Raw genomic sequence first — 20,316 nt, 5'->3', positions numbered from 1 at the left:
GCCGATCGATTAAGGCATGAAATGCAGATCGGCGGGCATGAATGACAATCAGAGCCGCATCAGCTGACGGAACGCCTTGATGTTGCTGCGGCTGACCGGCACCTCGAACGGCAGATCATGGAGCCGGATGAGATAAGTGCTGTTGAACCAGGGGACTATCTCGCGGATCTTGTTGATGTTGACGCAGTAGGAGCGGTGGCAGCGAAAGAACCCCTCCGCCGGCAAGCGGCTGACAAACTCGCTGAGGGCCATGGTCATCACGTAACGATCGGTGCGGGTGTAAACATGGGTGAGCTTCTCGTCCGCTTCCGCGTAGTAAATCTGTTCGCAGGGAGTGACTATGATGCGCTCCCCCTTCACCAGATTGACGGTGCGATTGTGCGGGATGCTCACCTCCCCCTGCCCCGGCTGCGACTTGCCCGCATGCTCGAGCTTTTGCAGCAGATTGATGATACGCGGCTCGTTGTAGGGCTTGAGGATATAGTCGAACGCCTCCAGCTCGAACGCCTCCACCGCGAACTCCTTGTAGGCGGTGACGAAGACGATATGGGGCGGATGGCTCGACTTGTGCAGGTTCTTGGCCAGCAGCAGGCCGTCGATGGAGGGGATCTGGATATCCAGGAACACCACGTCCACCTCGTGATCCTGCAGGTACTTGAACGCCTCCAGCCCATCCTCGAAGCTTGCCACTATCTCGAGCTGGCTGTGCTGGTTCACCAGATAGATCAGCTCCTCGCGAGCCAGATATTCGTCTTCCACTATGATGGCTTTCAGCATGGCATTGCCCCCTGAAGGCGCGCAGGAGAGACCAGCACCTCCCGCATCAAACATTCATCTTCGACAATGATGGCTTTCAGCATGACAACCCCTCTCGCAGCACACACTTATCTTCAACCATGATGGCCCTCAACATGGCATCGCCTCCTGATCCGGCAGATAGAAACAGACTTCGGTTCCCGGCTCCAGCCGCTTGAGGTGCAGGCCGTCCCCGTACAGCAGCTTGACCCGCTGATGCACGTTCATCAGGCCTATGCTGCGACTCTCCACCCGGCCGGCGGCCACCCCGTCGATCACCGCCTGGCTGATGCCGTAGCCGGTGTCGCGCACCGCCACCCGAATCCCCCCCGCCAGCTGCTTCACCTCTATGGTGACCCGGCCCGGCGCGCTGCGGGGCTGGATGCCGTGCAGGATGGCGTTTTCCACCAGGGGCTGCAACAGCAGGCTCGGCACCTGGATGTGGACGTCGTCCACCTCGAACACCACCTCCAGCTTGTCCCCGAAACGGGCCTGTTCGATGGCCACGTAGTCGCGCACCTGCTGCAGCTCCTCCTGGATGTCGATGAGCTCGTCCCCCTTGTTGAGGTTGTAGCGCAGGTAGTCCGCCAGATTGGCGATCAGCTGGCGCGCCTGCTGGGGGCGGATGCGGATCAAGGACGAGATGGCGTTGAGGGCATTGAACAGGAAGTGCGGGTTGATCTTGCTCTGCAGGGCGGTGAACTCCGCCTTGCGGGTCATCTCTTTGAGCTGCTCGATGCGCGACACCTCCATCTGGGTGGAGATGAGCTGGGAGAGGCCCACCGCCATCTCCTTGAGGGAGCTGGTGATGCTGTGAGTGCGGCGGTAGTAGATCTTGAGAGTGCCGCTGACGGCGCCGTTCTCCCGCAGCGGAATGATGATGACCGAATGGAAATCGGAGAGGTGATACTGGCGCAGATCGTTGTTGATGATGATCTGGTCGAGCAGCACCGCCCGCTGGGTCATGTCGCTGATGGCGTGGTGCTCGTCCAGCTCGTAGTAATCCTTGCCCACCCCCACGTAGGCCAGCACGTCCCGGGTGTCGGTGATGGCCACCGCATCGGCGTCGATCTCGCGTCGGATCACGGCGCACACCTGGCCGAGGGAGTGGCGATCGATGTTCTGGAAGAAGGGCAGCGTCTGGTTCGCTATGTCCAGCGCCAGCTTGGCCTGCTTGGCGGCAATCAGCTCCTTCTCGTCATCCAGATCCTGCACCAGCTTGATGATGAGGCCGATGCAGAGGGTCCCGGCGATCATGGGGTAGGCGATGTGGCTGACGATCTCTACCCCCACGGCATGGGGCTCGGTCAGCAGCCAGATCAGCAGCATGGTCAGCCCCTCGCAGGCCATGCCAGCCAGTATGCCGTAGAGCCAGAGCCGCGATTTGCGGCATTTCAGGTGCAGCCAGGTGGCGAGCAGACCGGCGATGATGCTGGCGATGAGGCAAGGGATGGAGGTGTGGCCATCCATGTCGATGAGGTAGCGGTGCAGTCCCGAGATGACTCCGGCCGGAATGCCGACCCAGGGGCCGAACAGTATGCCGCCTGAGATGATGGCGATGATCCGCACGTTGATGAGGGCCCCCTCCACCGGAATGCCGGTGTAGGTGCTGAACACCGCGAACAGGCCGAAGATGGCGGCCACCAGCAGCAGCTCCGCCGGGGTGTGATCCCGCTTCTGGAACAGTCGCTGGAATGGCCGGGTGCGGGTCAGGAGAAAGAGCGTCATCAGCATCAGCGCCGCCCGTTCAAACACCGCCAACAACATCATCTGATTTTCGAGCATGGGGCCCTCCGGCCTATGGCCACAAGGGGCGCACTATAGAAGGAATCTGGCCATGGACGGCTGACCCCGATCAAATCAGGGGCATGAGACCACGGCGGCAGGATTGAAAAGAGAGGGGCCCTCTCATCGGGCCCCAGTGTACCGCAGGCAGGCACCGGGGAGGCATAGCACTGCCATATTCAGCCCGATGGAGAAGGGAGGGACGGCATCAGGACGACAGGGTCGCCAATCTGGCGGCGAAGCCCATGAAGAACAGACCGATCAGGCCATTGCCCAGCCGGGCAAGCCCCTGTTTACGGCGAAAGAAGCTAGCCACCAGGGTGCCGCCGAAGATCAGCAGGGTGAGATAGACGAAGCTCATGGCTTCCAGCATGCCGGCCAGCACCAGGTAGGAGATCCAGGTGTGGGCATAGCTGAAGTCGATGAACTGCACGAAGAAGGAGACGTAGAACAGGATCGCCTTGGGGTTGGTGAGGCTCAGGGTGAGGGCCTTGGAGAAATAGCGCTCCCCCAGCTCCACCGAAGACTCCTGCCCTTCGCGCCTGGCAATGAAGTTGGCATGGAGGATCTTCACCCCCAGATAGAGCAGGTAGATGGCGCCGAGATAACGCACCAGAGTAAACAGCAATGGGGTGGTGCGAATGAGGGAGGCGATCCCCAGATAGGCACAGAAGATGAGGATGGCGTCACCGACGAAGACCCCGAGGGCGGCGCGATAGCCAGGCCCAATGCCCCGCACCGCGGCGGTGCGCAGAACATAAATCGAGTTGGGGCCCGGCGCTATGATGATGAAGAAGAGCCCCACCAGATAGGTCCAGACGTTGATGACTCCCAGGCTTTCGAACATGTTCCCTCCATGGCGGGCGATGGGCCGGATAGCGGCGGCAGGCTTTCTATACTAATCCGCCACGCGCCAAGCACAAGATCTGACCTGCCATCCCCACACCTTCAGGATGAACGGCTGGCACGCCGATCGAGAGCAGCCCCGGTGTTCGCCCACTTTGGTTATGTCCAGATGCACCGGGATAGGGCATGGTAGAGGGAGTGTGAAACCGCAGATACCTCACCCATGGACAAGACCCTGAGTACCGACACACCGATCGCCGCCCCGCCCTCGGCCGACCCCCTGAACACCACCACTTATCCGGTGATTGCCGCCATCAGCTTCTCGCACCTGTTGAACGACATGATGCAGTCGGTGCTGCTGGCCATCTATCCGCTGCTGAAGCTGGGGCTCGATCTGTCGTTCACCCAGATAGGGCTCATCACCCTCACCTACCAGTTCACGGGCTCGTTGTTGCAGCCGCTGATCGGCCTCTACACGGACCGCAAGCCCATGCCGTATTCGCTTCCCCTCGGCATGGGCTTCACCCTGATAGGCTTGCTCTCCCTGTCACAGGCGGGCAGCTTTGGCGCCGTGCTGCTGTCGGCCATGCTGATCGGCATGGGGTCCTCCGTCTTCCACCCGGAATCCTCCCGGGTCGCCCGCATGGCGGCCGGCAACCAGCCGGGCCTGGCCCAATCCCTGTTCCAGATCGGCGGCAACCTCGGCTCGGCCATAGGTCCGCTGCTCGCCGCGCTCATCATAGTGCCGCAGGGACAGGGCAGCGCCGCCTGGTTCTCGCTGTTCGCCCTGGTGGGCGTCATGGTGCTCTGCCTGGTCGGGCGCTGGTCCAGCCATCACGGGGCCAACTTCCACAAGCGGATGAAGGCCCATGCCGGCAGCGGCCTGAGCCGCCGCCAGATCGGCTGGTCGCTGGCCATCCTGGGCCTGCTGATGTTCTCCAAGTTCTTCTACATGACCAGCCTGAGCAGCTATTACACCTTCTATCTGATGGACAAGTTCAGCCTCTCCCTGGATAGCGCCCAGTTCCATCTGTTTGCCTTCCTGTTCGCCGTCGCGGCGGGCACAGTGCTCGGCGGGCCGGTCGGTGACCGCATCGGCCGCAAGCGGGTGATCTGGATCTCCATCCTGGGGGTCGCCCCCTTCACCCTGCTGCTGCCCCACGTCGACCTGTTCTGGACCTCGGTGCTCTCGGTGATCATCGGCCTCGTCCTGGCGTCGGCCTTCTCCGCCATCCTGGTCTACGCCCAGGAGCTGGTGCCCGGCAAGGTCGGCACCATCTCCGGCCTCTTCTTCGGCTTCGCCTTCGGCATGGGGGGCATAGGCGCCGCCCTGCTGGGCCAGCTGGCCGATGCCACCAGCATAGAGACCGTGTACCAGCTCTGCGCCTACCTGCCGCTCATCGGCTTGCTGACCGCCTTCTTGCCGACTCTTAGAAAAGGATAACGGGCCACCCCGCGAGGAATACCACCCATAAAAAACGCGGCCTGGGAGGCCGCGTTGGAGCCAGACAAGGGAGCCACCTAGGCGGCGCCATTGTCCGGGATGAATGAGGGAACAGGATTGTCAGCAGTACTGGCCGGCCACCCAACCGGAAGACCAGGCCCACTGGAAGTTGTAGCCACCGAGCCAGCCGGTCACGTCCACCACCTCGCCGACGAAGTAGAGACCGGGCACCTTGCGCGCCTCCATGGTCTTGGAGGAGAGCTCGTTGGTATCCACCCCCCCCAGGGTCACCTCGGCGGTGCGATAGCCTTCGGTGCCGTTCGGCAGTATCTGCCAGTCCCCCAGCAAGGTGGCCACCGCCTCCAGCTCCCGTTCGTTGTACTGACGCATCGGCTTGCTGTGGAGCTGCCCCAGCTCCACCAGCTTGTCGACGAAGCGCTTGGGTAGCTCGCGCCCCAGCACGGTTTTCAGCTCCTGGGCCGGATGGGCCTGGGCCCAGGCCTTGAGGGCCGCAGGGATATCCAGCTCGGGCAGCAGGTTGATGTGGATCTTCTCCCCCGCCAGCCAGAAGGAGGAGATCTGCAGGATGGCGGGGCCCGAGAGGCCACGGTGGGTGAACAGCATGGCCTCCTTGAAGCGGGTGCCATCCTCGGCGGTCACCGCCACCGGCAGGCTGACCCCGGCGAGATCGGCGAACGCCTCTTTCTGTTCCTGATGCAGGGTGAAGGGCACCAGACCGGCGCGGGTGGGCAGCACGTTGAGGCCGAACTGCTCCGCCAGCTTGAAGCCGTACGGAGTGGCGCCAAGTTTCGGCATGGAGAGGCCGCCGGTGGCCACCACCAGCGAGTGGCAGCTGACCTCCCCCTGACTGGTGGTCAGCACGAAGCCCTCTTCGCTCTTGCTGACGGAGAGGATCTCGGTCTGGCACTGCAGGGTCACCCCGGCCCAGTCACACTCGGTGAGCAGCACCTCGACTATCTCCTTGGCGCTCTCGTCACAGAACAGCTGGCCCAGGGTCTTCTCGTGATAATTCACCCCGTGCCTGTCCACCAGATCGATGAAGTCCTGCTGGGTGTAGCGCGCCAGCGCCGACTTGCAGAAGTGCGGATTACCCGAGAGGAAGGCGTGGGGACCGGCCTGATGGTTGGTAAAGTTGCAGCGACCGCCGCCGCTGATGAGGATCTTGCGACCCGGTTTCTTGGCGTTGTCCAGCAGCAGCACGGATCGCCCCCGATAACCGGCCTGGGCCGCACACATCAAGCCGGCCGCCCCGGCCCCGATCACCACCACATCCACCTGCTTCATCGTCACTCACCCATCAAAAGAAAAACGGCCCCTGCCAAGGGGCCGTCATCGCATCCGGCAGAAACCACAGCGGCGGTTTCATGGCTGCATCAATCGAAAACGGCCCACGAGGGGGCCGTATTGTACTGGCTGAACACTAAGTGTCCACGACTATCAGGCGTTGCCGTCCATGATGCTGGCAGGGGCGCCCTTGGCCAGCTCGGCCAGCTCCTTGTCGATGAAGTAGAGACCCTTGCCATCTTCGCCCACCAGCGACAGGCGATCGACGATGCTCTTGAACAGCTTCTCCTCTTCGTGCTGCTCGGCCACGTACCACTGCAGGAAGTTGAAGGTGGAGTAGTCCTGGGTGGTGAATGCCACATGGGCCAGGCCGTTGATGCACTTGGTGATGTGGTACTCGTGCTCCAGGGTGGTGCGGAAGATGTCCCCCAGCGAGTTGAACTCGTGGGGAGGCGCATCTATGGCCCCCAGCAGCGGCATGCCACCGGTCTCGCTCACGTAGGTGAACAGGCGCTCCATGTGCTGGCGCTCCTCGGCGGCGTGCTTGCGCAGGAAGGTGGCAGCCCCTTCGAAGCCCTTGTCCTCGCACCAGGCGCTCATCTGCAGGTAGAGATTGGAGGAATAGAATTCAAGATTAATCTGCTCGTTCAACTTCTCGATCATGGCTTTGGCCAACATGATGATTCTCCACTGTGATTTGGTCACGATTGTCGCCACTGTTGCAGCCTGACGCAACCAGATACGGCGGTCAGCGCTCGCAGTTGTGACCCGGCTTCACCTCATCCTGTCACCCATACGGTTATAGAGAAGCAAAGAAACATGGTGTAGGTAGCGTCAGCCATTATGATGGCGCCAGTGGTCGGGGAAAGGATTCAATGAGATTCATTATGGCACTGGCGCTGCTCTGGATAACCCAGTTGCAGGCCACTCCCTCCTTGCTGGAAGAGGCTGAATTGCAGGCGGCGCGGGATCCCGTCGGCTATCTGCAGCGCCTCGACGCCAGCCCGCAGCAGGACATGGAGCTGTTCCATGCCAGAGCCCTTGCCCAGGCCGCCCTGGGACGCTACCAGCAGGCCCTGCTGGACAACGCCCGCGCCCGCGGGCTGGCCAGTGCCCAGCAGGAGAGCCGGCGCCTGCTCGACTTCAGATTGCAGCAGATTGCCCTGACCCTGGATACCGAGGCCCCCGAGCAAGCCCTCCAGCTGCTGACCCAGCTCAGGCCGGCCATCCTGGGCCATCTCCAGCAGGAGTCCGAGTGGCATGCCCTCAATGGCCTCGCCCTCTACCGTACCCAGCAGATGAAGGAGGCGATCGCCGAGCTCAAGACCGCCTTCCAGCTCAAGCAGAAAGGGCCAAGAAGCGCCCTCTCCACCCTGCAGTGTGCCCGCCTGATGATGACCCTTGGCAACCTCTATGCCGATCTCAGCCTCCACCGGGAGGCCGAGAGCTACTATCAGGATGCCCTCGGGCAGATGGTGCGACTGAACGAACCCAACAGTCAGGCCATCATCCAGGCCAACATGGCACGACTCTACATCGACATGGGGCGCCCCGATCGGGCGAGCGAGCTGCTCGAGGCCCTGCTGGCCACCCCCGGGCTCTCGCCCCACTATCGCGCCATCGTCCTCGGCTACAGGGCCATGGTGTTCAATGCGCAGCGAGACTGGCACTCCGCTTGGCAGAGCCTGGAGGAAGCGCAGGCCATCTATGAGGGGCTGGGTTATCCCCAGGCCGCCTCCCGGCTGACCGAGATCCGGGCCAGAACCCTGCAGGGACGGGGGGAGACCCAGCTGGCCTTGCAACTGCTGACGAATCAGCCAGGCCCGGTCAGCATAGAGGGCAAGGCGATGCAGGCCAGGCTGCTGGCAGACCTGGGACGCTACCCCGAGGCCTATGGTGTCATGACCCGCTACATGCAGCACTACAGGCAGCACTTCAACCAGACCCTGAGCCAGCATGCCGCCGCCTTCCAGGTCGAGATGGATCTGGCCCGCAGCGAGGCCAGCAATCTGGCGTTGCAGCAGGAGAACGAGAACAAGCGCCAGCAACTGCTGTATCAGCAGAGTGCCCGCTACTACCAGCTGATGCTGGTCGTCCTGCTGATCGGCGCCCTGATCCTGCTCGGACTCACCACCCACAGGCTGCACCGCAGCTCGCGCCACCTCTACAAGCTCGCCACCTTCGATCAGCTGACCGGGCTGCCGAACCGGCGCGCCCTGCTGGAGCAGCTGGAGCAGCAGTGGCAGCTGGATGCGCCACTGACCCTGCTCATCATCGACATCGACCATTTCAAGCAGATCAACGACAGGCACGGCCACCAGACAGGTGACCAGGCCATACGGCAACTGGCCCGGGAGCTGAAGAGCTGGGCGCCGGACTTGCAACAGGTCGGGCGCTGGGGAGGGGAGGAGTTTCTGGTGGCCATGACGCAGGACGGCGCCACCTGCTGGCGGCTGGCCGAACAGCTGAGAAACCGGATCGCCTACCTGGCCGCCCCCCACATGACCATCAGCATAGGGGTGGCGGAGCGCTCACCGGACGATGACAGCCTCAGCCAGCTGATCCACAGGGCCGACATGGCCATGTACCAGGCCAAGCGTCAGGGGCGCAACCAGACCATACTGGCTCCCGCCCCCAACCAGCCTGCCTGCAACGTCGCCTGACACAGGCACCTGACTCAGGGCAGCAGCTCGGTCAGGGAGGCGACATCCACCGGCGCCCCATAGTCCACGCCGGGCAGCTCGAAGCCGTTGAGCTGCATGAAGTCCTGGCGCAGCCCGGCGAAGTCCCCCAGGGCGTGGAAGCTGTCCGGTGTCACCTTGGACCAGAGCGCCGAGACGGCGGCCTGCACCGCCGGATCCAGCTCGTGGTCATCCATCCGGATCAGGCGGTTGCCGTCGGCCACCACCCCATGGGGCCCGTACATCTTGGCGGCAAACAGCCGCTGCATCTGCTCGATGCAGCCCTCGTGCACGCCCCGCTCCTTCATCACCCCCATCAGCAGGCCGAGGTAGACAGGCAGCACGGGAATATAGGCGCTCGCCTTGGTCACCAGCGCCTTGCACACCGACACCCAGGCGTGACCGCCGAGCTCGGCCAGCTGCAGGTTGATGGTCTCTGCGGTGGCGTGCAGGTGCTCCTTGGCGTAGCCGATGGTGCCGTCCCGATAGAGGGGATAGGTGGATTCAGGGCCAATGTAGGAGTAGGCGACGGTCTGCCCCCCTGGAGCCAGACAATCGGCCTGCTGCAACGCCTGCAGCCAGAGCTGCCAGTCTTCGCCCCCCATCACGGTGACGGTATCGCGGATCTCCTCCGGGGTCGCGGGTGCCAGGGATTGCTGCACCAGGGCGTCCTGCTCCAGATCCAGCCCCCAGCCGCTGAAGGGCTGGCCCGTGGTCTTGAGCACCGAGCGCACCTGGCGACCATCCGGCAGCACCCGAAGGCCGCTCGCCAAGGAGTAGACCACCAGATCCACCTGCCCCAGCTGCTGACGGATGGCGTCGATGGCCTGCTGGCGCAGGGCGTCCGAGAAGGCATCGCCGATCAGGTTGATGGCGATGCGCCCCTCCTGCTCCGCCGCCTGGCGAAACCAGATGTTGTTGTACCAGCCCGCGCTGCCGAGCCCCTTGTCGGAGGGCCCGCGCTCGAACGAGATGCCCAGGGTATCGGCGCCGGCGCCGAAGGTCAGCGCGATGCGCGACGCCAGCCCGAAGCCGGAGGATGCCCCCAGCACCAGCACCCGTTTCGGCCCGTTGAAGGGGCCCGCCCGCTTGACGCTGGCGATCTGCTGCTGCACGGCGGCGCGGCAGCCGATGGGATGGCAGTTGCGGGCCACACAGCCCTGGATCTGGGGATGAATGATCATGAATGAATCTCCAAGGGATCGATGGAATACGGGGAGCGGCCGCAGCGAGCGTCGGCGGCATCGCCACGGGAATTGGCTAGAGCATAACCAAGAAGCCGTGGATTACCTTGATGTCGGGTGGCATAGGGGCAAGAAAAGGGGGCAGAAAAACAAGAGGGAGCACAAGGCTCCCCAAAGCGGTATTCAGATGCTTTTTGTTGTGTTGTGTTCATTGCGAAGCACGGGCACATCCTATTCCCCTCACTCAGTCGGGGCAATAGAACGGCTGTGATCGGCTTCAAACTCCTGTTCAAAATATGTGCGATCCTTTATCCGCAATGGCAACCAGGGAGTACGGGCTTGCCATGCAAATCCTGAAACTGTGGTGACATCGCCGTTTTAGTTTCAGCGGACATTGGTATAGTGAACCCAGGATCAGTGAGGAGAATTCCCATGAGTGGAACCTATTACAAGCACATACTGGCGGCGATCGACCTGTCGGAAGACAACCGCAAGGTGATCGACAAGGCGGTCGACCGGGCCCGTTCCAATGGCGCCAAACTGTCGGTGATCCATGTGGACGTGGACCTCAAGGATCTCTACACCGAGATGATCGATATCGACATCGACAACGTGCAGGATCAGGTGATCGCCGAAGCGAAAGAGAAGCTGGAGGCCTTCCTCGCCTCGGTGGACTACCCCATAGAGAAGAAGCTGGTGATCTGCGGCGATCTGAGCGAGCGGGTCAATCAGGCGGTCAAGGATTACCAGATAGATCTGCTGGTATGCGGCCACCGCCAGAGCTTCTGGAGCCTGCTCACCTCCAGCGCCCGCCAGCTGATGAATACGGTGCCCTGCGATCTGCTGGTCGTGCCCTTGCAGAAGTGATCAAACAGGCGTAGCTTGATTTGCCATGAACATGACCATCGTCAATCACAACTACTGGTGGTGCTGCTTATAAACAGGCGGCACTGCTTTTCTATGTGATTTTTCCCAAAGAAAACACCGTGACCGCCGAGAGGCGGTCATTGTTTTCATCCCTTTGTCGCCTCCCGGCCCACCCCCACTGGAGAGAGTGACATGCACAACCCCGTTATCCTGACCGGCGATCGCCCCACCGGCAAACTGCACATAGGCCACTACGTCGGATCCCTGCGCCAGCGCGTCGAGGCCCAGCACCATTACCGCCAGTTCGTGATGATCGCCGATCTGCAGGCGCTGACCGACAACGGCCACAACCCGGCCAAGGTGACAGATCACGTGCTGGAGGTGATGGCCGACTACCTGGCCGCCGGCCTGGATCCGGCCAAGACCACCTTCTGCCTGCAGAGCGCCCTGCCCGCCCTCGCCGAGCTCACCACCTATTACCTCAACCTGGTCAGCGTCGCCCGGCTGGAGCGCAACCCCACCGTCAAGGCGGAGATCCAGCAGAAAGGGTTCGAGCGCAGCCTGCCTGCCGGTTTTCTGGTCTATCCCGTCAGCCAAGCCGCCGACATCACCGCCTTTCGCGCCACCCATGTGCCGGTGGGCGAGGATCAGCTGCCCATGCTGGAGCAGACCAACGAGATAGTGCGCCGCTTCAACGCCCTGGTAGGAAAAGAGGTGCTGACCGAATGTCAGCCCATCCTGAGCGACACCGGCCGCCTGCCCGGCATCGACGGCAAGGCCAAGATGTCCAAGTCCCTCGGCAACACCATAGAGCTCGGCATGTCGGCGGAAGAGATCAAGCAGGCGGTGTTTGCCATGTATACCGACCCCAACCACCTTAGGGTGAACGATCCGGGCCAGGTCGAAGGGAATACTGTGTTCGCCTATCTGGATGCCTTCCACCCGGACAAGGCGCTGGTGGCCGAGATGAAGGCCCACTACCAGCGCGGCGGGCTGGGAGACATGCGCTGCAAGCAGGTGCTGAACGACTGCCTGCAGACCCTGCTCGCCCCCATGCGGGAGCGACGTCAGGCGGCCATCGCCGACAAGGAGAAGCTGCTGCGCCTGTTGCAGCAGGGCACCTTGCAGGCCCGCGCCCTCACTGACGAGGTGCTGGCAGAGGTCAAGAACGCCATGGGACTGGACTACTTCGCCGGGCTGCGCTGAGTCGGCGCCCCCAGCGCGTCGGCACCGTAACGCTCGAAGGCGAGCCGGTGCAGCAGCCCCTTGAACCAGCCGATCGCCTCGTCGTGGGCGCTGAGCGGGTGGCCCGCCATCAGGTAGACGATGGGAATGGCGGGCTCCAGCTGATGCAGCCGCAGCGGGTAGTAGCGGCAGAAGTGACGCCCTATCATCTCGGGCACCACCACCAGATAGCGGCCGGTCGCCATCAGCTGCGGCACCGCCATGAAGCTCGGCAACCGCACCCCCAGCTCCCGCGCCACCCCGAAGCGGGCCAGCCAGAGATCCACCATGGCCTGGCTGTGCCCCCAGCTGGAGGTGTGGATGTGGGGGCGGCTCACCAGCTCGTCCGGCCCCAGCTCATCGGGCAGCGCGCTGCCAAGGGGTGACAGGCAGACCAGGGGATTGCTGAACCACTCCTCGCGCCACAAGCGGGGCGAGAGGTGGTTGGCGCCCGCAAAGCCGATCACCAGATCCAGCTCCCCCTTCTCCAGCTCCCGCTCGTAGTCGCTGTCCGCCAGCTCGCACACCTCCAGCCGGCAATGGGGCGCCTGCTGGACCATGCGCTCCACCAGGGTCGGCACCAGGCCGTGCTCCACCGAGCCCGGAGTGGCGATGCGAAACACCCGCTGGGCGCTGGCGGGCTCGAATCCCTTGGCCTGGCGCAGGCCCTGCTCCAGCATGGCCAGCGCCTGGCGCACAGGCCCGGCCAGCGCCTTGGCGCGCTCGGTGGGCATCATCTCCCGCCGGCTCATGACAAACAGGGGGTCGTCCAGCGCCTGGCGCAAGCGCCCCAGGGCGTGGCTGACGGTGGACTGGGAGAGGTGGAGCCGTTCCGCTGCACGGGTGACGTTGCGCTCCTGCATCAGCATGTCGAACACATTGAGCAGGTTGAGGTCGAGGCGGGAAAGGGGGAGTTCCATCGATATTGGCCATAGTTGAATGACGACAATTCATTTTTGGCATAGTAGCAGATTGCATAGAATGCGCGGGCGAATTACACGGAGATTAACATGCGTAGCTATCTGTTATTGCTGGCGATTGGCCTGTTGTGGGGCTCCCAGTTCATTTTCATGCATCAGGCCGTGACCGAACTGCCCCCCATCATGGTGGCGGCCGGTCGCGCCCTGTGCGGCAGCCTGACCCTGGGTCTGCTCTGCCTGTTCATGCGCCTCAAGAGCGAGCACACCCCCTGGCGTACCTATATGCTGATCGCCCTGCTCGATGCCACCATCCCCTTCATCATGGTGGCCTGGGGTCAGCAGTATGTGGACAGCGCCATCGCCGCCGTGGTCATGGGTTGTATTCCCTTTGTGACCATTCTGGCTGCGCCCCTGTTTATTTCTGGTGAAAGAATCACCAAGGGCGGTCTGCTCTCCGTGGTCATCGGCTTCGTCGGCGTGCTGGTGCTGTTCTGGCCAAAACTGGCCAACGGCATGAACGCCGGTCTGCTCGGTGCCATGGCCATACTGTTCGGCGCCAGCTGCTTCGCCATCGGCCTGCTGATGATCAAGCGCTTCGCCAAGGACCACCCCGTGGTGGTGGCCCGCAACATACTGATCTCGTCAGCCATCCAGCTGCTGCTGGCCGCGCCCTTCGTCACCGATCTGAGCGCCCTCACCCTGCCGAGCCAGCAGGCCATCGGTGCCGTGACCGTGCTGGGTGTCTTCTGTACCGGTCTGGTCTACTTCCTCTATATGGCGCTGATCCAGAAGGCGGGCCCGACCTTCGCCTCCTTCAGCAACTACCTGGTGCCGCTGTTCGGCGTCATGCTGGGTGCCCTCTTCCTCGGCGAGCAGGTGCACTCCACCACGGCCGTGGCACTGGCGCTGATCCTGGGCTCGGTCGCCCTGAACCAGTGGGCACAGCAGCGTCGTGCCCGTCGGGAGGCCAGCCTATGTCAGGCATCCTGACCACACTCTGCGGCGGTCTGGTGCTGATAGCCGGCTGGCAATATCGCCACCGGCTGGCCGGACTGCTCGGCCTGCTGATGCTGACCCTGCCCTGGTTCTTCGACAGCAAGCTGCAGGCCATGCTGAGCTATGCCCTGAATGCCTGAATGCCATCTCTGAATGTGTGACGAGAGTGTATCTCTCCTGTTTTTGGGACCGTTTTAAAAAAAACCTCCGATTTGTCCCCGCTACCGGTGCTCTGCGCCGGTTTTTTTATGCCGGTTTCCCGCCCTCCGAGCAGTAGCGGTAGCTGAGCCGCTCGTTCTTGCGCGGCCCCGTGATCTGCCAGGCGAGCAGAAAGCCGTCCTCGGTCGGCGTCAGTTCCGCGCTGTAGTGATCCTGGCCGCACAGGTGCGCCTCGGCGGTGAGCCAGCGCCCGTCTCCCTGGGGCAGCAGCTCGAACAGCAGCACCGGCGCCTGGTGGCGCAGGTGGGAGAGGCGGATCCCCCGCTCGCCACGCTGCCACCAGAAGCGGTTGTGCATGGTGAGCACCCGCCCATGGGGCGTGGTGTAGCGCCCCTGCTCCGTAAACAGCCAGCCCCCCTGATGATCGGTCACCCGCACCTCCCCCTCGCCACGGCCGTTCCAGTCGGTCGCGGAGCCCGCCCCGTTGCTCGCCTCGAAGGCAAACACACCGATCTGTGGCAACTGCCCCCATAAACGCTGGATCGCGCTTTCCAACTCGGCCATCATAGCGCCCTCCAAATTGACAACTGACGACAATTCAATCACATGAACTACTTGATAGGGGTTACCCTGCTCTGGTCCTTCTCCTTCAGCCTGATCGGGGTCTACCTCGCCGGCCAGGTGGACGCCTACTTCTCGGTGTTGACCCGCATCGTCCTCGCCAGCCTGGTGTTCCTGCCCTTCCTGCGCCGCCGCTGGCTGCGCCCCGATCTGGTGGCCAAGCTGATGGCGCTCGGCGCCATCCAGCTCGGCATCATGTATCTGTTCTATTACCACTCCTTCCTGCTGCTGACGGTGCCGGAAGTGCTGGTGTTCACCATCTTCACCCCCATCTACGTCACCCTGATCCACGATCTGCTGGAGGGGCGCTTCAAGCCGACCTACCTGTGGGGGGCGCTGCTGGCGGTGCTGGGGGCGGCCGTCATCCGCTTCGACGGCCTGACCGAGAGCTATGTGATGGGATTCCTGGTGGTGCAGGGAGCCAACCTCTGCTTCGCCCTGGGCCAGGTGGGCTACAAGGTGCTGCTGGCGCGAGAGGCGCAGCAACCGCCCCAGCTGGCGGTGTTTGGCTGCTTCTATCTGGGGGCCCTGGTGATCGCCCTGCCCGCCTGGTGGCTGCTGGGCCAACCGCAATACCCGACGAGTGGATTGCAGTGGGGCATACTGCTCTGGCTGGGGGTGGGGGCATCCGGGCTCGGCTACTTCCTGTGGAACAAGGGAGCCACCCTGGTGAGCAGCGGCGTGCTGGCCATCATGAACAACGCCCTGATCCCCGCCGGTCTGCTGGTCAATCTGGTGCTCTGGGGCAAGGATACGGATCTGTTCAGGCTCAGCCTAGGCGCCCTGCTGATGCTGGCCTCCCTCTGGGTCTGCCAGCGTCAGCCGGCGCGCAGCGCGGAGTGACGAACCGCCGATCACCAGGCCTGAGGGTGCAGGCCTCCTTTGACCCACAGGCATCGGCGGGTGAGTGAGCGCTGACTAAAAATCAGCCAACCACTGTGTTGCGTTCCCGCCTGGCCTGGCCGTGGCAGGAGGCCAGCCGGGCCAGCAGGTGATCGAGCTGCTCGGCGCTCTGGCTCTGCACCAGGCCTATGCTGACGGTCACCGGCCGCTCGGGCAACAGGCTAGCATCGGCGATCTCGAGACGCAGCCGTTCGGCAATCTCGAGGCCGCTCAGCCGATCTGTCTGGGAGAGCATCAGGATGAAACCGTCCTCGTCCCAGCGGGCGAAGGGATCTTCCCGCCGCAATTCGCGGCGCACTATGCGGGCCAGCTTGGCCAGCATGGCGTCGCAGGCGGCCTCGCCAAACAGCTGCAATATCTTGCTGCGGTGATCCACGGTGAACTGCAGCAGGCAGAAGCTGCCGCTCTCGCTGGTCAGCCGCTCGTCCAGCAGCGACTCGAAGTGACTGCGGCTCTCGAGCCCGGTGAGAGGATCGGTGTCGTGGCGATCGTCCAGCTGGGGCATGACCGCGTCCAGATGGCGCACCACCCCCAGCAGCTGGCCCCGTTCGTCGCGGCGCACCCGCTCTTCCAGCCGGATGTAGTGGCCCTGATGGTGCAGGATGCGGTACTCGAGCCGCAACCCGCTGCTGCGCCCCTCCCGACAGGCATCGATGGCCTCCCCCAGGCGGGGCCCGTCATCCGGGTGCACCCGGGCCAGCCAGCCGAGATCATCCAGCTCGTTCCCCACCAGCCCCAGCAGTTGCAGGCAGGAGGGATCGCGCCTCAGGCCCTGTTCGACCGACCAGGTCCAGATCCCGGCCTCCAGCATCGCCATGGCTTCTGCCTTCAGCGTCACCTCAAGCGGGGTAATGACCTCAACCCCGGGAGTCTCATACCTTTCCATCACGCGCCTCGAAACCGGATCTGACTGTCTGCCCAGACAGCAACACTCAATAAGTAACATTGGCGATTGCGCCGAGCAACAGCGTCAACTCGCTTTTCCCTGGTGCCCTTTTATCCGCACCAGCCGCTCCCTCAGCCCGTCTTGCCTTGATAGCCCGCCATCAGGGCCTGCCAACCCCCAGACACGAAGTGGAGGCCGAACTCAGCCCGTCTTGTCCTGATAGCCCGCCATCAGCGCCTGCCAACCCCCAGACACGAAGTGGAGGCCGAACTCAGCCCGTCTTGCCCTGATAGCCCGCCATCAGCGCCTGCCAACTTCCAGACACGAAGCGGAGGCCGAACTCAACCCGTCTTGCCCTGATAGCCCGCCATCAGCACCTGCCAACCTCCAGACACGAAGTGGAGGCCGAGCTCAGCCCGTCTTGCCTTGATAGCCCGCCATCAGCGCCTGCCAGTTTTCCGGCACGAAGTGGAAACTGGTGTGCAGCTGCGACTCCTTGTTGAAGGAGCGCAGCAACCGCTCCAGATTGGCCTGCTGCCAGCTGCCGGGGGAGCGGATAGCCCCCTTGTCAAAATCGATCACCCACACCTTGCCCTCCTTGTCGAGCAGCAGGTTGTGGCTGTTGAGGTCGGCGTGACAGACCCCGGCCTCGTGCAGCCGGCGCACCGTCTGACCCACCTTGTGCCACACCTCGTCGGGGAGCGCCCCCTGCTTGAGCAGGGCCACCAGATCCTTGGCGCCACGGATGCGCTCGATCAGGATGTCGGCGCGATAGAAGGGCCCCTGCTTGACCATGCGGGCCGCGAACGGCCGTGGCACCGGCAACCCCTGCTCGCTCAGCTGGGCCAGCAGACGGTATTCGGCCATGGCGCGGCTCGATTCGACCCCTTCGAACCAGAAGCGATCCCGTACCAGCTTGCCCACCATGCCGCCGCGATAATAGTGGCGCAGCACCAGGTGGCGCGACTCATCCTTCACGAACCAGGTCACTCCGCGGCCTATGGCGGAGCCCACCACCTGCCGATGGGTCTGCCACCAGGCCGGATCGAACAACGCGGGGGAAGGGTCGCGGAAGGCGCCTTCGGCATACCAGCAGATCTGGTTGTGGGCGGTCTGTGTCAGCATCATGAGTATTCCGGTCGATAGTGGGGCGCAATGCATCCCGTCATGGGGACTGTGCCGGTCGGGCAGCTGGCGCAATTTTACAATCCACAAGGGAGTTTGCATAATGCCATCCATCCATTTTGCCACCATTGCGCCACATCATGCCGCTGTTCCAAACGCCGCCCTCCTCTATCTGCATCCTGCGGCTCTCCGCCATCGGGGATTGCTGCCATGCGCTGGCGCTGGTGCGCGTCATCCAGCGGACCTGGCCAGAGACTCGCATCACCTGGGTAACCGGCAAGATTGAGGCGACCCTGTTTGCCGATCTGCCCGGGGTGGAGGTGATCCCCTTCGACAAGAGCAAGGGCTGGCGTGGCTACCGTGATCTCTGGCGCACCCTCAAGGGGCGCAAATTCGATGCCCTGCTGCACCTGCAGGCGGCTCTGCGGGCCAGCATCGCCACCCTGGGCATCAGGGCCAAGATCAGGCTCGGTTTCGACAAGGCGCGGGCCAACGACGGTCAGTGGCTGTTCACCAACCATCAAGTGCCTTCTCCCGCCTCCCCCCATGTGCTGGATGGCTTTCTCGCCTTCGCCAGGGAGCTCGGCATCCGGGATCTAACCCCGGACTGGCAACTGCCCATCAGCGCCGAGCATCAGGCCTGGGCCCGGGAGAAGATAGACGGCAAGCCGACCCTGCTCATCTGCGCCGCCGCCAGCAAGGCGTTCAAAAACTGGACCGCCGAAGGCTATGCCGCCCTGGCGGATCACGCCGCCAGCAAGGGGTTTCAGGTCTATCTCTGCGGCGGGCCGGCCAGGCTGGAGCGGGATCTGGCCGCCGACATCCAGCGCCTGAGCCAGAGCAAGCCGGTGGATCTGGTGGGGCAGACCAACCTCAAGCAACTGCTGGCACTCATCAAGGAAGCCAGCCTGGTGCTGGCCCCCGATACCGGCCCCACCCACATGGCGACCCTGGCGGGCACGCCGGTGATCGGCCTCTACGCCCATCACAACCCGGATCGCACCGGCCCCTATCTGTGCCGCGAACACGCGGTCAGCGTCTATCGGGAGTTGATCGAGCAGGAGACCGGCAAGCCGCTGGCGGCGCTCGACTGGCGTACCCGCCTCAAGGATCCGGACGCCATGCGCAAGATCACCAGCGAACGGGTCATCACTGCCTTCGATCGGCTCTGTGCCGAGCGCCAGCTGACGGGCTGAGGGGCAACTCGGAAATTCCGAGCCCTGAGGCAGGGATAATCTGATGGCCCGAGCCGGGTGCCGGGGGCAGAATAGCGGCCGATGTGGGTAACGCTCCCGCAGCAAGCAACGAATACTTTGATCGGCTGGAATATGATTCCGGCCGTTTTTTTATCCGGCCCCATCTGCTAACATTCGCCGCCTTTACAACCTCCTGACTCTGATTCTTCCGCGTTTTGCGAGCGACTGTCTCCCTTTCGGGCACATGACGGCAGCCTCTGCTACAACCAAAACACGGGTCATCGCTTAAAGGTACAGACATGGCGCAACAAGGCACTCTCTATATCATCTCCTCCCCGAGCGGGGCCGGTAAGTCCAGCCTGCTCAATGCCTTGCTGACCCAGCACAACGATGCCGGCAAGATGCAGCTCTCCGTCTCCCACACCACCCGCGCCACTCGCCCCGGCGAAGAGCACGGGGTGCACTACCACTTCGTGCAGGTGGAAGAGTTCAAGGCGCTGATCGAGCGCGGTGATTTTCTGGAGTGGGCAGAGGTGTTCGGCAACTACTACGGCACCTCCCGCGCCGCCATCGAGGCCTGTCTGGCCCAAGGCATCGACGTCTTCCTCGACATCGACTGGCAGGGCGCCCGCCAGATCCGCGAGCAGATGCCGACCAAGTCCATCTTCATCCTGCCGCCCAGCCGGGAAGAGCTGGAGCGCCGCCTGATCGGCCGCGGCCAGGACAGCAGCGAAGTGATCGCCGGCCGGATGGCGAAAGCCATTGCCGAAATGGTGCACTACGACGAGTATGACTATGTCATTATCAATGAAGACTTTGAGCAGGCGCTGTTCCAGCTCAGGGCCATCATAGAGTGCCAGCGGCTGGAATTGCGCCAGCAGCAGCAGGCCCAACAAAACTTGCTGCAACAGCTACTGGCAGAATAGGCCAAAAACAAGTAAACTTTTGCGTCATTTTTAAACACTGCTTTTTCAAACACAGAAAGCCCAAACACTGGAGTCCTGCATGGCACGCGTTACTGTAGAAGATGCTGTAAAACAGGTAGGTAACCGTTTTGACCTGGTGCTGGTCGCCGCACGCCGCGCCCGTCAAATCGCGGTACAAGGCAAAGATCCCCTGGTCGACGAAGAGAACGACAAGCCGACCGTGATCGCCCTGCGCGAGATCGAACTGGGTCTGGTCAACAACCAGGTGATGGATACCCAGGACCGCTACGAGCAGCAAGAGCAGGAAGCCGCCGAGCTGGCTGCCGTTGCTGCCATCGCCGAAGGCCGCGGTTAAGTTACTCCTCATGGTCGGCGCCCGCCCGGGCGCCGACTGTTCTTCCCATTTACAACCGCTCGAAAACCTCGCAAACTCGAGGGCATACCCTCAATTCC

Annotated in this window: 20 protein-coding genes; 10 read left to right on the top strand and 10 right to left on the bottom strand. The window is 63.1% G+C overall.

The features are described 5' to 3' along the window. Positions 1 to 48 precede the first annotated feature (48 nt). The 3 genes from ACWPWQ_RS18370 to leuE form a co-directional block, all read right to left on the bottom strand. Entirely contained in the window at positions 49 to 777 is a 729-nt protein-coding gene (locus ACWPWQ_RS18370; RefSeq protein WP_454010456.1) for a LytR/AlgR family response regulator transcription factor, read from the bottom strand. 129 nt (positions 778 to 906) lie between these two features. Next, positions 907 to 2,580 (bottom strand): sensor histidine kinase, encoded by a 1,674-nt coding sequence (locus ACWPWQ_RS18365; RefSeq protein ID WP_247627614.1) that lies wholly within the window; start codon positions 2,578 to 2,580, stop codon positions 907 to 909. Between the two features lie 208 nt (positions 2,581 to 2,788). Next, positions 2,789 to 3,427, bottom strand: coding sequence for a leucine efflux protein LeuE (gene leuE, locus ACWPWQ_RS18360; protein ID WP_454010455.1), 639 nt, complete (start codon positions 3,425 to 3,427; stop codon positions 2,789 to 2,791). A gap of 222 nt (positions 3,428 to 3,649) precedes the next feature. On the opposite strand from leuE, the gene ACWPWQ_RS18355 reads away from it, so the two are divergent. Beyond that, positions 3,650 to 4,870: an MFS transporter gene (locus ACWPWQ_RS18355; RefSeq protein WP_429082782.1), complete on the top strand. Its 1,221-nt coding sequence runs from the start codon at positions 3,650 to 3,652 to the stop codon at positions 4,868 to 4,870. Between the two features lie 120 nt (positions 4,871 to 4,990). On the opposite strand, the gene ACWPWQ_RS18350 is transcribed toward ACWPWQ_RS18355, so the two are convergent. Next, entirely contained in the window at positions 4,991 to 6,175 is a 1,185-nt protein-coding gene (locus ACWPWQ_RS18350; RefSeq protein ID WP_454010454.1) for an NAD(P)/FAD-dependent oxidoreductase, read from the bottom strand. A gap of 153 nt (positions 6,176 to 6,328) precedes the next feature. Further along, a complete protein-coding gene (gene ftnA / locus ACWPWQ_RS18345; RefSeq protein WP_025325223.1) occupies positions 6,329 to 6,853 on the bottom strand; it encodes a non-heme ferritin in 525 nt (174 codons plus the stop codon). A 209-nt stretch (positions 6,854 to 7,062) separates the two neighbouring features. Here ftnA and ACWPWQ_RS18340 point away from each other — a divergent pair, with 209 nt between their 5' ends. Beyond that, positions 7,063 to 8,838, top strand: coding sequence for a diguanylate cyclase domain-containing protein (locus ACWPWQ_RS18340; protein WP_454010464.1), 1,776 nt, complete (start codon positions 7,063 to 7,065; stop codon positions 8,836 to 8,838). Positions 8,839 to 8,852: 14 nt separating this feature from the next. Here ACWPWQ_RS18340 and fabV read toward each other — a convergent pair whose 3' ends face one another. After that, positions 8,853 to 10,040 carry an enoyl-ACP reductase FabV gene (fabV, locus tag ACWPWQ_RS18335; RefSeq protein WP_454010453.1) on the bottom strand — a complete coding sequence of 396 codons (1,188 nt, stop codon included), beginning with the start codon at positions 10,038 to 10,040 and terminating at the stop codon, positions 8,853 to 8,855. A 432-nt stretch (positions 10,041 to 10,472) separates the two neighbouring features. On the opposite strand from fabV, the gene ACWPWQ_RS18330 reads away from it, so the two are divergent. Together ACWPWQ_RS18330 and trpS are read left to right on the top strand one after the other, a co-directional pair. After that, positions 10,473 to 10,907 (top strand): universal stress protein, encoded by a 435-nt coding sequence (locus ACWPWQ_RS18330; protein WP_025325220.1) that lies wholly within the window; start codon positions 10,473 to 10,475, stop codon positions 10,905 to 10,907. Positions 10,908 to 11,099: 192 nt separating this feature from the next. Beyond that, a complete protein-coding gene (trpS, locus tag ACWPWQ_RS18325) occupies positions 11,100 to 12,113 on the top strand; it encodes a tryptophan--tRNA ligase (protein WP_454010452.1) in 1,014 nt (337 codons plus the stop codon). Here the strand turns inward: trpS and ACWPWQ_RS18320 are convergent. Then, positions 12,092 to 13,051, bottom strand: coding sequence for a LysR family transcriptional regulator (locus ACWPWQ_RS18320; protein WP_202047971.1), 960 nt, complete (start codon positions 13,049 to 13,051; stop codon positions 12,092 to 12,094). The genes trpS and ACWPWQ_RS18320 overlap by 22 nt on opposite strands. A 90-nt stretch (positions 13,052 to 13,141) precedes the next feature. Here ACWPWQ_RS18320 and ACWPWQ_RS18315 point away from each other — a divergent pair, with 90 nt between their 5' ends. Further along, a complete protein-coding gene (locus tag ACWPWQ_RS18315; protein ID WP_139437058.1) occupies positions 13,142 to 14,041 on the top strand; it encodes a DMT family transporter in 900 nt (299 codons plus the stop codon). Then, a complete protein-coding gene (locus ACWPWQ_RS18310; protein WP_005326376.1) occupies positions 14,026 to 14,187 on the top strand; it encodes a hypothetical protein in 162 nt (53 codons plus the stop codon). Before ACWPWQ_RS18315 ends, ACWPWQ_RS18310 begins: the two co-directional genes overlap by 16 nt. A gap of 106 nt (positions 14,188 to 14,293) precedes the next feature. Here the strand turns inward: ACWPWQ_RS18310 and ACWPWQ_RS18305 are convergent, their stop codons facing one another. Further along, entirely contained in the window at positions 14,294 to 14,770 is a 477-nt protein-coding gene (locus tag ACWPWQ_RS18305) for a DUF6314 family protein (protein WP_454010463.1), read from the bottom strand. 42 nt (positions 14,771 to 14,812) lie between these two features. On the opposite strand from ACWPWQ_RS18305, the gene ACWPWQ_RS18300 reads away from it, so the two are divergent. Then, positions 14,813 to 15,670, top strand: coding sequence for a carboxylate/amino acid/amine transporter (locus ACWPWQ_RS18300; RefSeq protein WP_454010451.1), 858 nt, complete (start codon positions 14,813 to 14,815; stop codon positions 15,668 to 15,670). A gap of 82 nt (positions 15,671 to 15,752) precedes the next feature. Here ACWPWQ_RS18300 and ACWPWQ_RS18295 read toward each other — a convergent pair whose 3' ends face one another. Together ACWPWQ_RS18295 and ACWPWQ_RS18290 are read right to left on the bottom strand one after the other, a co-directional pair. Then, positions 15,753 to 16,616, bottom strand: coding sequence for a GGDEF domain-containing protein (locus ACWPWQ_RS18295; RefSeq protein ID WP_319916364.1), 864 nt, complete (start codon positions 16,614 to 16,616; stop codon positions 15,753 to 15,755). 411 nt (positions 16,617 to 17,027) lie between these two features. Further along, complete coding sequence (locus ACWPWQ_RS18290; protein WP_342059263.1) at positions 17,028 to 17,741, bottom strand: 3-deoxy-D-manno-octulosonic acid kinase; 714 nt, start codon at positions 17,739 to 17,741, stop codon at positions 17,028 to 17,030. A 128-nt stretch (positions 17,742 to 17,869) separates the two neighbouring features. Here ACWPWQ_RS18290 and ACWPWQ_RS18285 point away from each other — a divergent pair, with 128 nt between their 5' ends. From ACWPWQ_RS18285 to rpoZ, 3 genes are all read left to right on the top strand, one after another. Continuing rightward, complete coding sequence (locus ACWPWQ_RS18285) at positions 17,870 to 18,937, top strand: glycosyltransferase family 9 protein (RefSeq protein ID WP_454010462.1); 1,068 nt, start codon at positions 17,870 to 17,872, stop codon at positions 18,935 to 18,937. A 299-nt stretch (positions 18,938 to 19,236) separates the two neighbouring features. Next, a complete protein-coding gene (gene gmk / locus ACWPWQ_RS18280) occupies positions 19,237 to 19,863 on the top strand; it encodes a guanylate kinase (RefSeq protein ID WP_139437069.1) in 627 nt (208 codons plus the stop codon). 79 nt (positions 19,864 to 19,942) lie between these two features. Continuing rightward, positions 19,943 to 20,218, top strand: coding sequence for a DNA-directed RNA polymerase subunit omega (rpoZ, locus tag ACWPWQ_RS18275; RefSeq protein WP_005307060.1), 276 nt, complete (start codon positions 19,943 to 19,945; stop codon positions 20,216 to 20,218). The last annotated feature ends 98 nt before the right edge of the window (positions 20,219 to 20,316 follow it).

It is taken from the genome of Aeromonas sp. Marseille-Q7275 (genome assembly GCF_965119515.1).
Note: the sequence above shows the minus strand (reverse complement) of the source record. Positions and strands in the feature narration are given on the sequence as shown.

What these genes read in the sequence shown, in the direction of transcription:
- ACWPWQ_RS18295 (WP_319916364.1), bottom strand. Translation starts at nt 16,616, where the DNA reads ATGGAAAGGTATGAGACTCCCGGGGTTGAGGTCATTACCCCGCTTGAG.
- ACWPWQ_RS18300 (WP_454010451.1), top strand. Translation starts at nt 14,813, where the DNA reads ATGAACTACTTGATAGGGGTTACCCTGCTCTGGTCCTTCTCCTTCAGC.
- ACWPWQ_RS18315 (WP_139437058.1), top strand. Translation starts at nt 13,142, where the DNA reads ATGCGTAGCTATCTGTTATTGCTGGCGATTGGCCTGTTGTGGGGCTCC.
- leuE (WP_454010455.1), bottom strand. Translation starts at nt 3,427, where the DNA reads ATGTTCGAAAGCCTGGGAGTCATCAACGTCTGGACCTATCTGGTGGGG.
- fabV (WP_454010453.1), bottom strand. Translation starts at nt 10,040, where the DNA reads ATGATCATTCATCCCCAGATCCAGGGCTGTGTGGCCCGCAACTGCCAT.
- ACWPWQ_RS18310 (WP_005326376.1), top strand. Translation starts at nt 14,026, where the DNA reads ATGTCAGGCATCCTGACCACACTCTGCGGCGGTCTGGTGCTGATAGCC.
- trpS (WP_454010452.1), top strand. Translation starts at nt 11,100, where the DNA reads ATGCACAACCCCGTTATCCTGACCGGCGATCGCCCCACCGGCAAACTG.
- ACWPWQ_RS18370 (WP_454010456.1), bottom strand. Translation starts at nt 777, where the DNA reads ATGCTGAAAGCCATCATAGTGGAAGACGAATATCTGGCTCGCGAGGAG.
- gmk (WP_139437069.1), top strand. Translation starts at nt 19,237, where the DNA reads ATGGCGCAACAAGGCACTCTCTATATCATCTCCTCCCCGAGCGGGGCC.
- ACWPWQ_RS18305 (WP_454010463.1), bottom strand. Translation starts at nt 14,770, where the DNA reads ATGGCCGAGTTGGAAAGCGCGATCCAGCGTTTATGGGGGCAGTTGCCA.
- ACWPWQ_RS18365 (WP_247627614.1), bottom strand. Translation starts at nt 2,580, where the DNA reads ATGCTCGAAAATCAGATGATGTTGTTGGCGGTGTTTGAACGGGCGGCG.
- ACWPWQ_RS18330 (WP_025325220.1), top strand. Translation starts at nt 10,473, where the DNA reads ATGAGTGGAACCTATTACAAGCACATACTGGCGGCGATCGACCTGTCG.
- ACWPWQ_RS18355 (WP_429082782.1), top strand. Translation starts at nt 3,650, where the DNA reads ATGGACAAGACCCTGAGTACCGACACACCGATCGCCGCCCCGCCCTCG.
- rpoZ (WP_005307060.1), top strand. Translation starts at nt 19,943, where the DNA reads ATGGCACGCGTTACTGTAGAAGATGCTGTAAAACAGGTAGGTAACCGT.
- ACWPWQ_RS18350 (WP_454010454.1), bottom strand. Translation starts at nt 6,175, where the DNA reads ATGAAGCAGGTGGATGTGGTGGTGATCGGGGCCGGGGCGGCCGGCTTG.
- ftnA (WP_025325223.1), bottom strand. Translation starts at nt 6,853, where the DNA reads ATGTTGGCCAAAGCCATGATCGAGAAGTTGAACGAGCAGATTAATCTT.
- ACWPWQ_RS18290 (WP_342059263.1), bottom strand. Translation starts at nt 17,741, where the DNA reads ATGCTGACACAGACCGCCCACAACCAGATCTGCTGGTATGCCGAAGGC.
- ACWPWQ_RS18320 (WP_202047971.1), bottom strand. Translation starts at nt 13,051, where the DNA reads ATGGAACTCCCCCTTTCCCGCCTCGACCTCAACCTGCTCAATGTGTTC.
- ACWPWQ_RS18340 (WP_454010464.1), top strand. Translation starts at nt 7,063, where the DNA reads ATGGCACTGGCGCTGCTCTGGATAACCCAGTTGCAGGCCACTCCCTCC.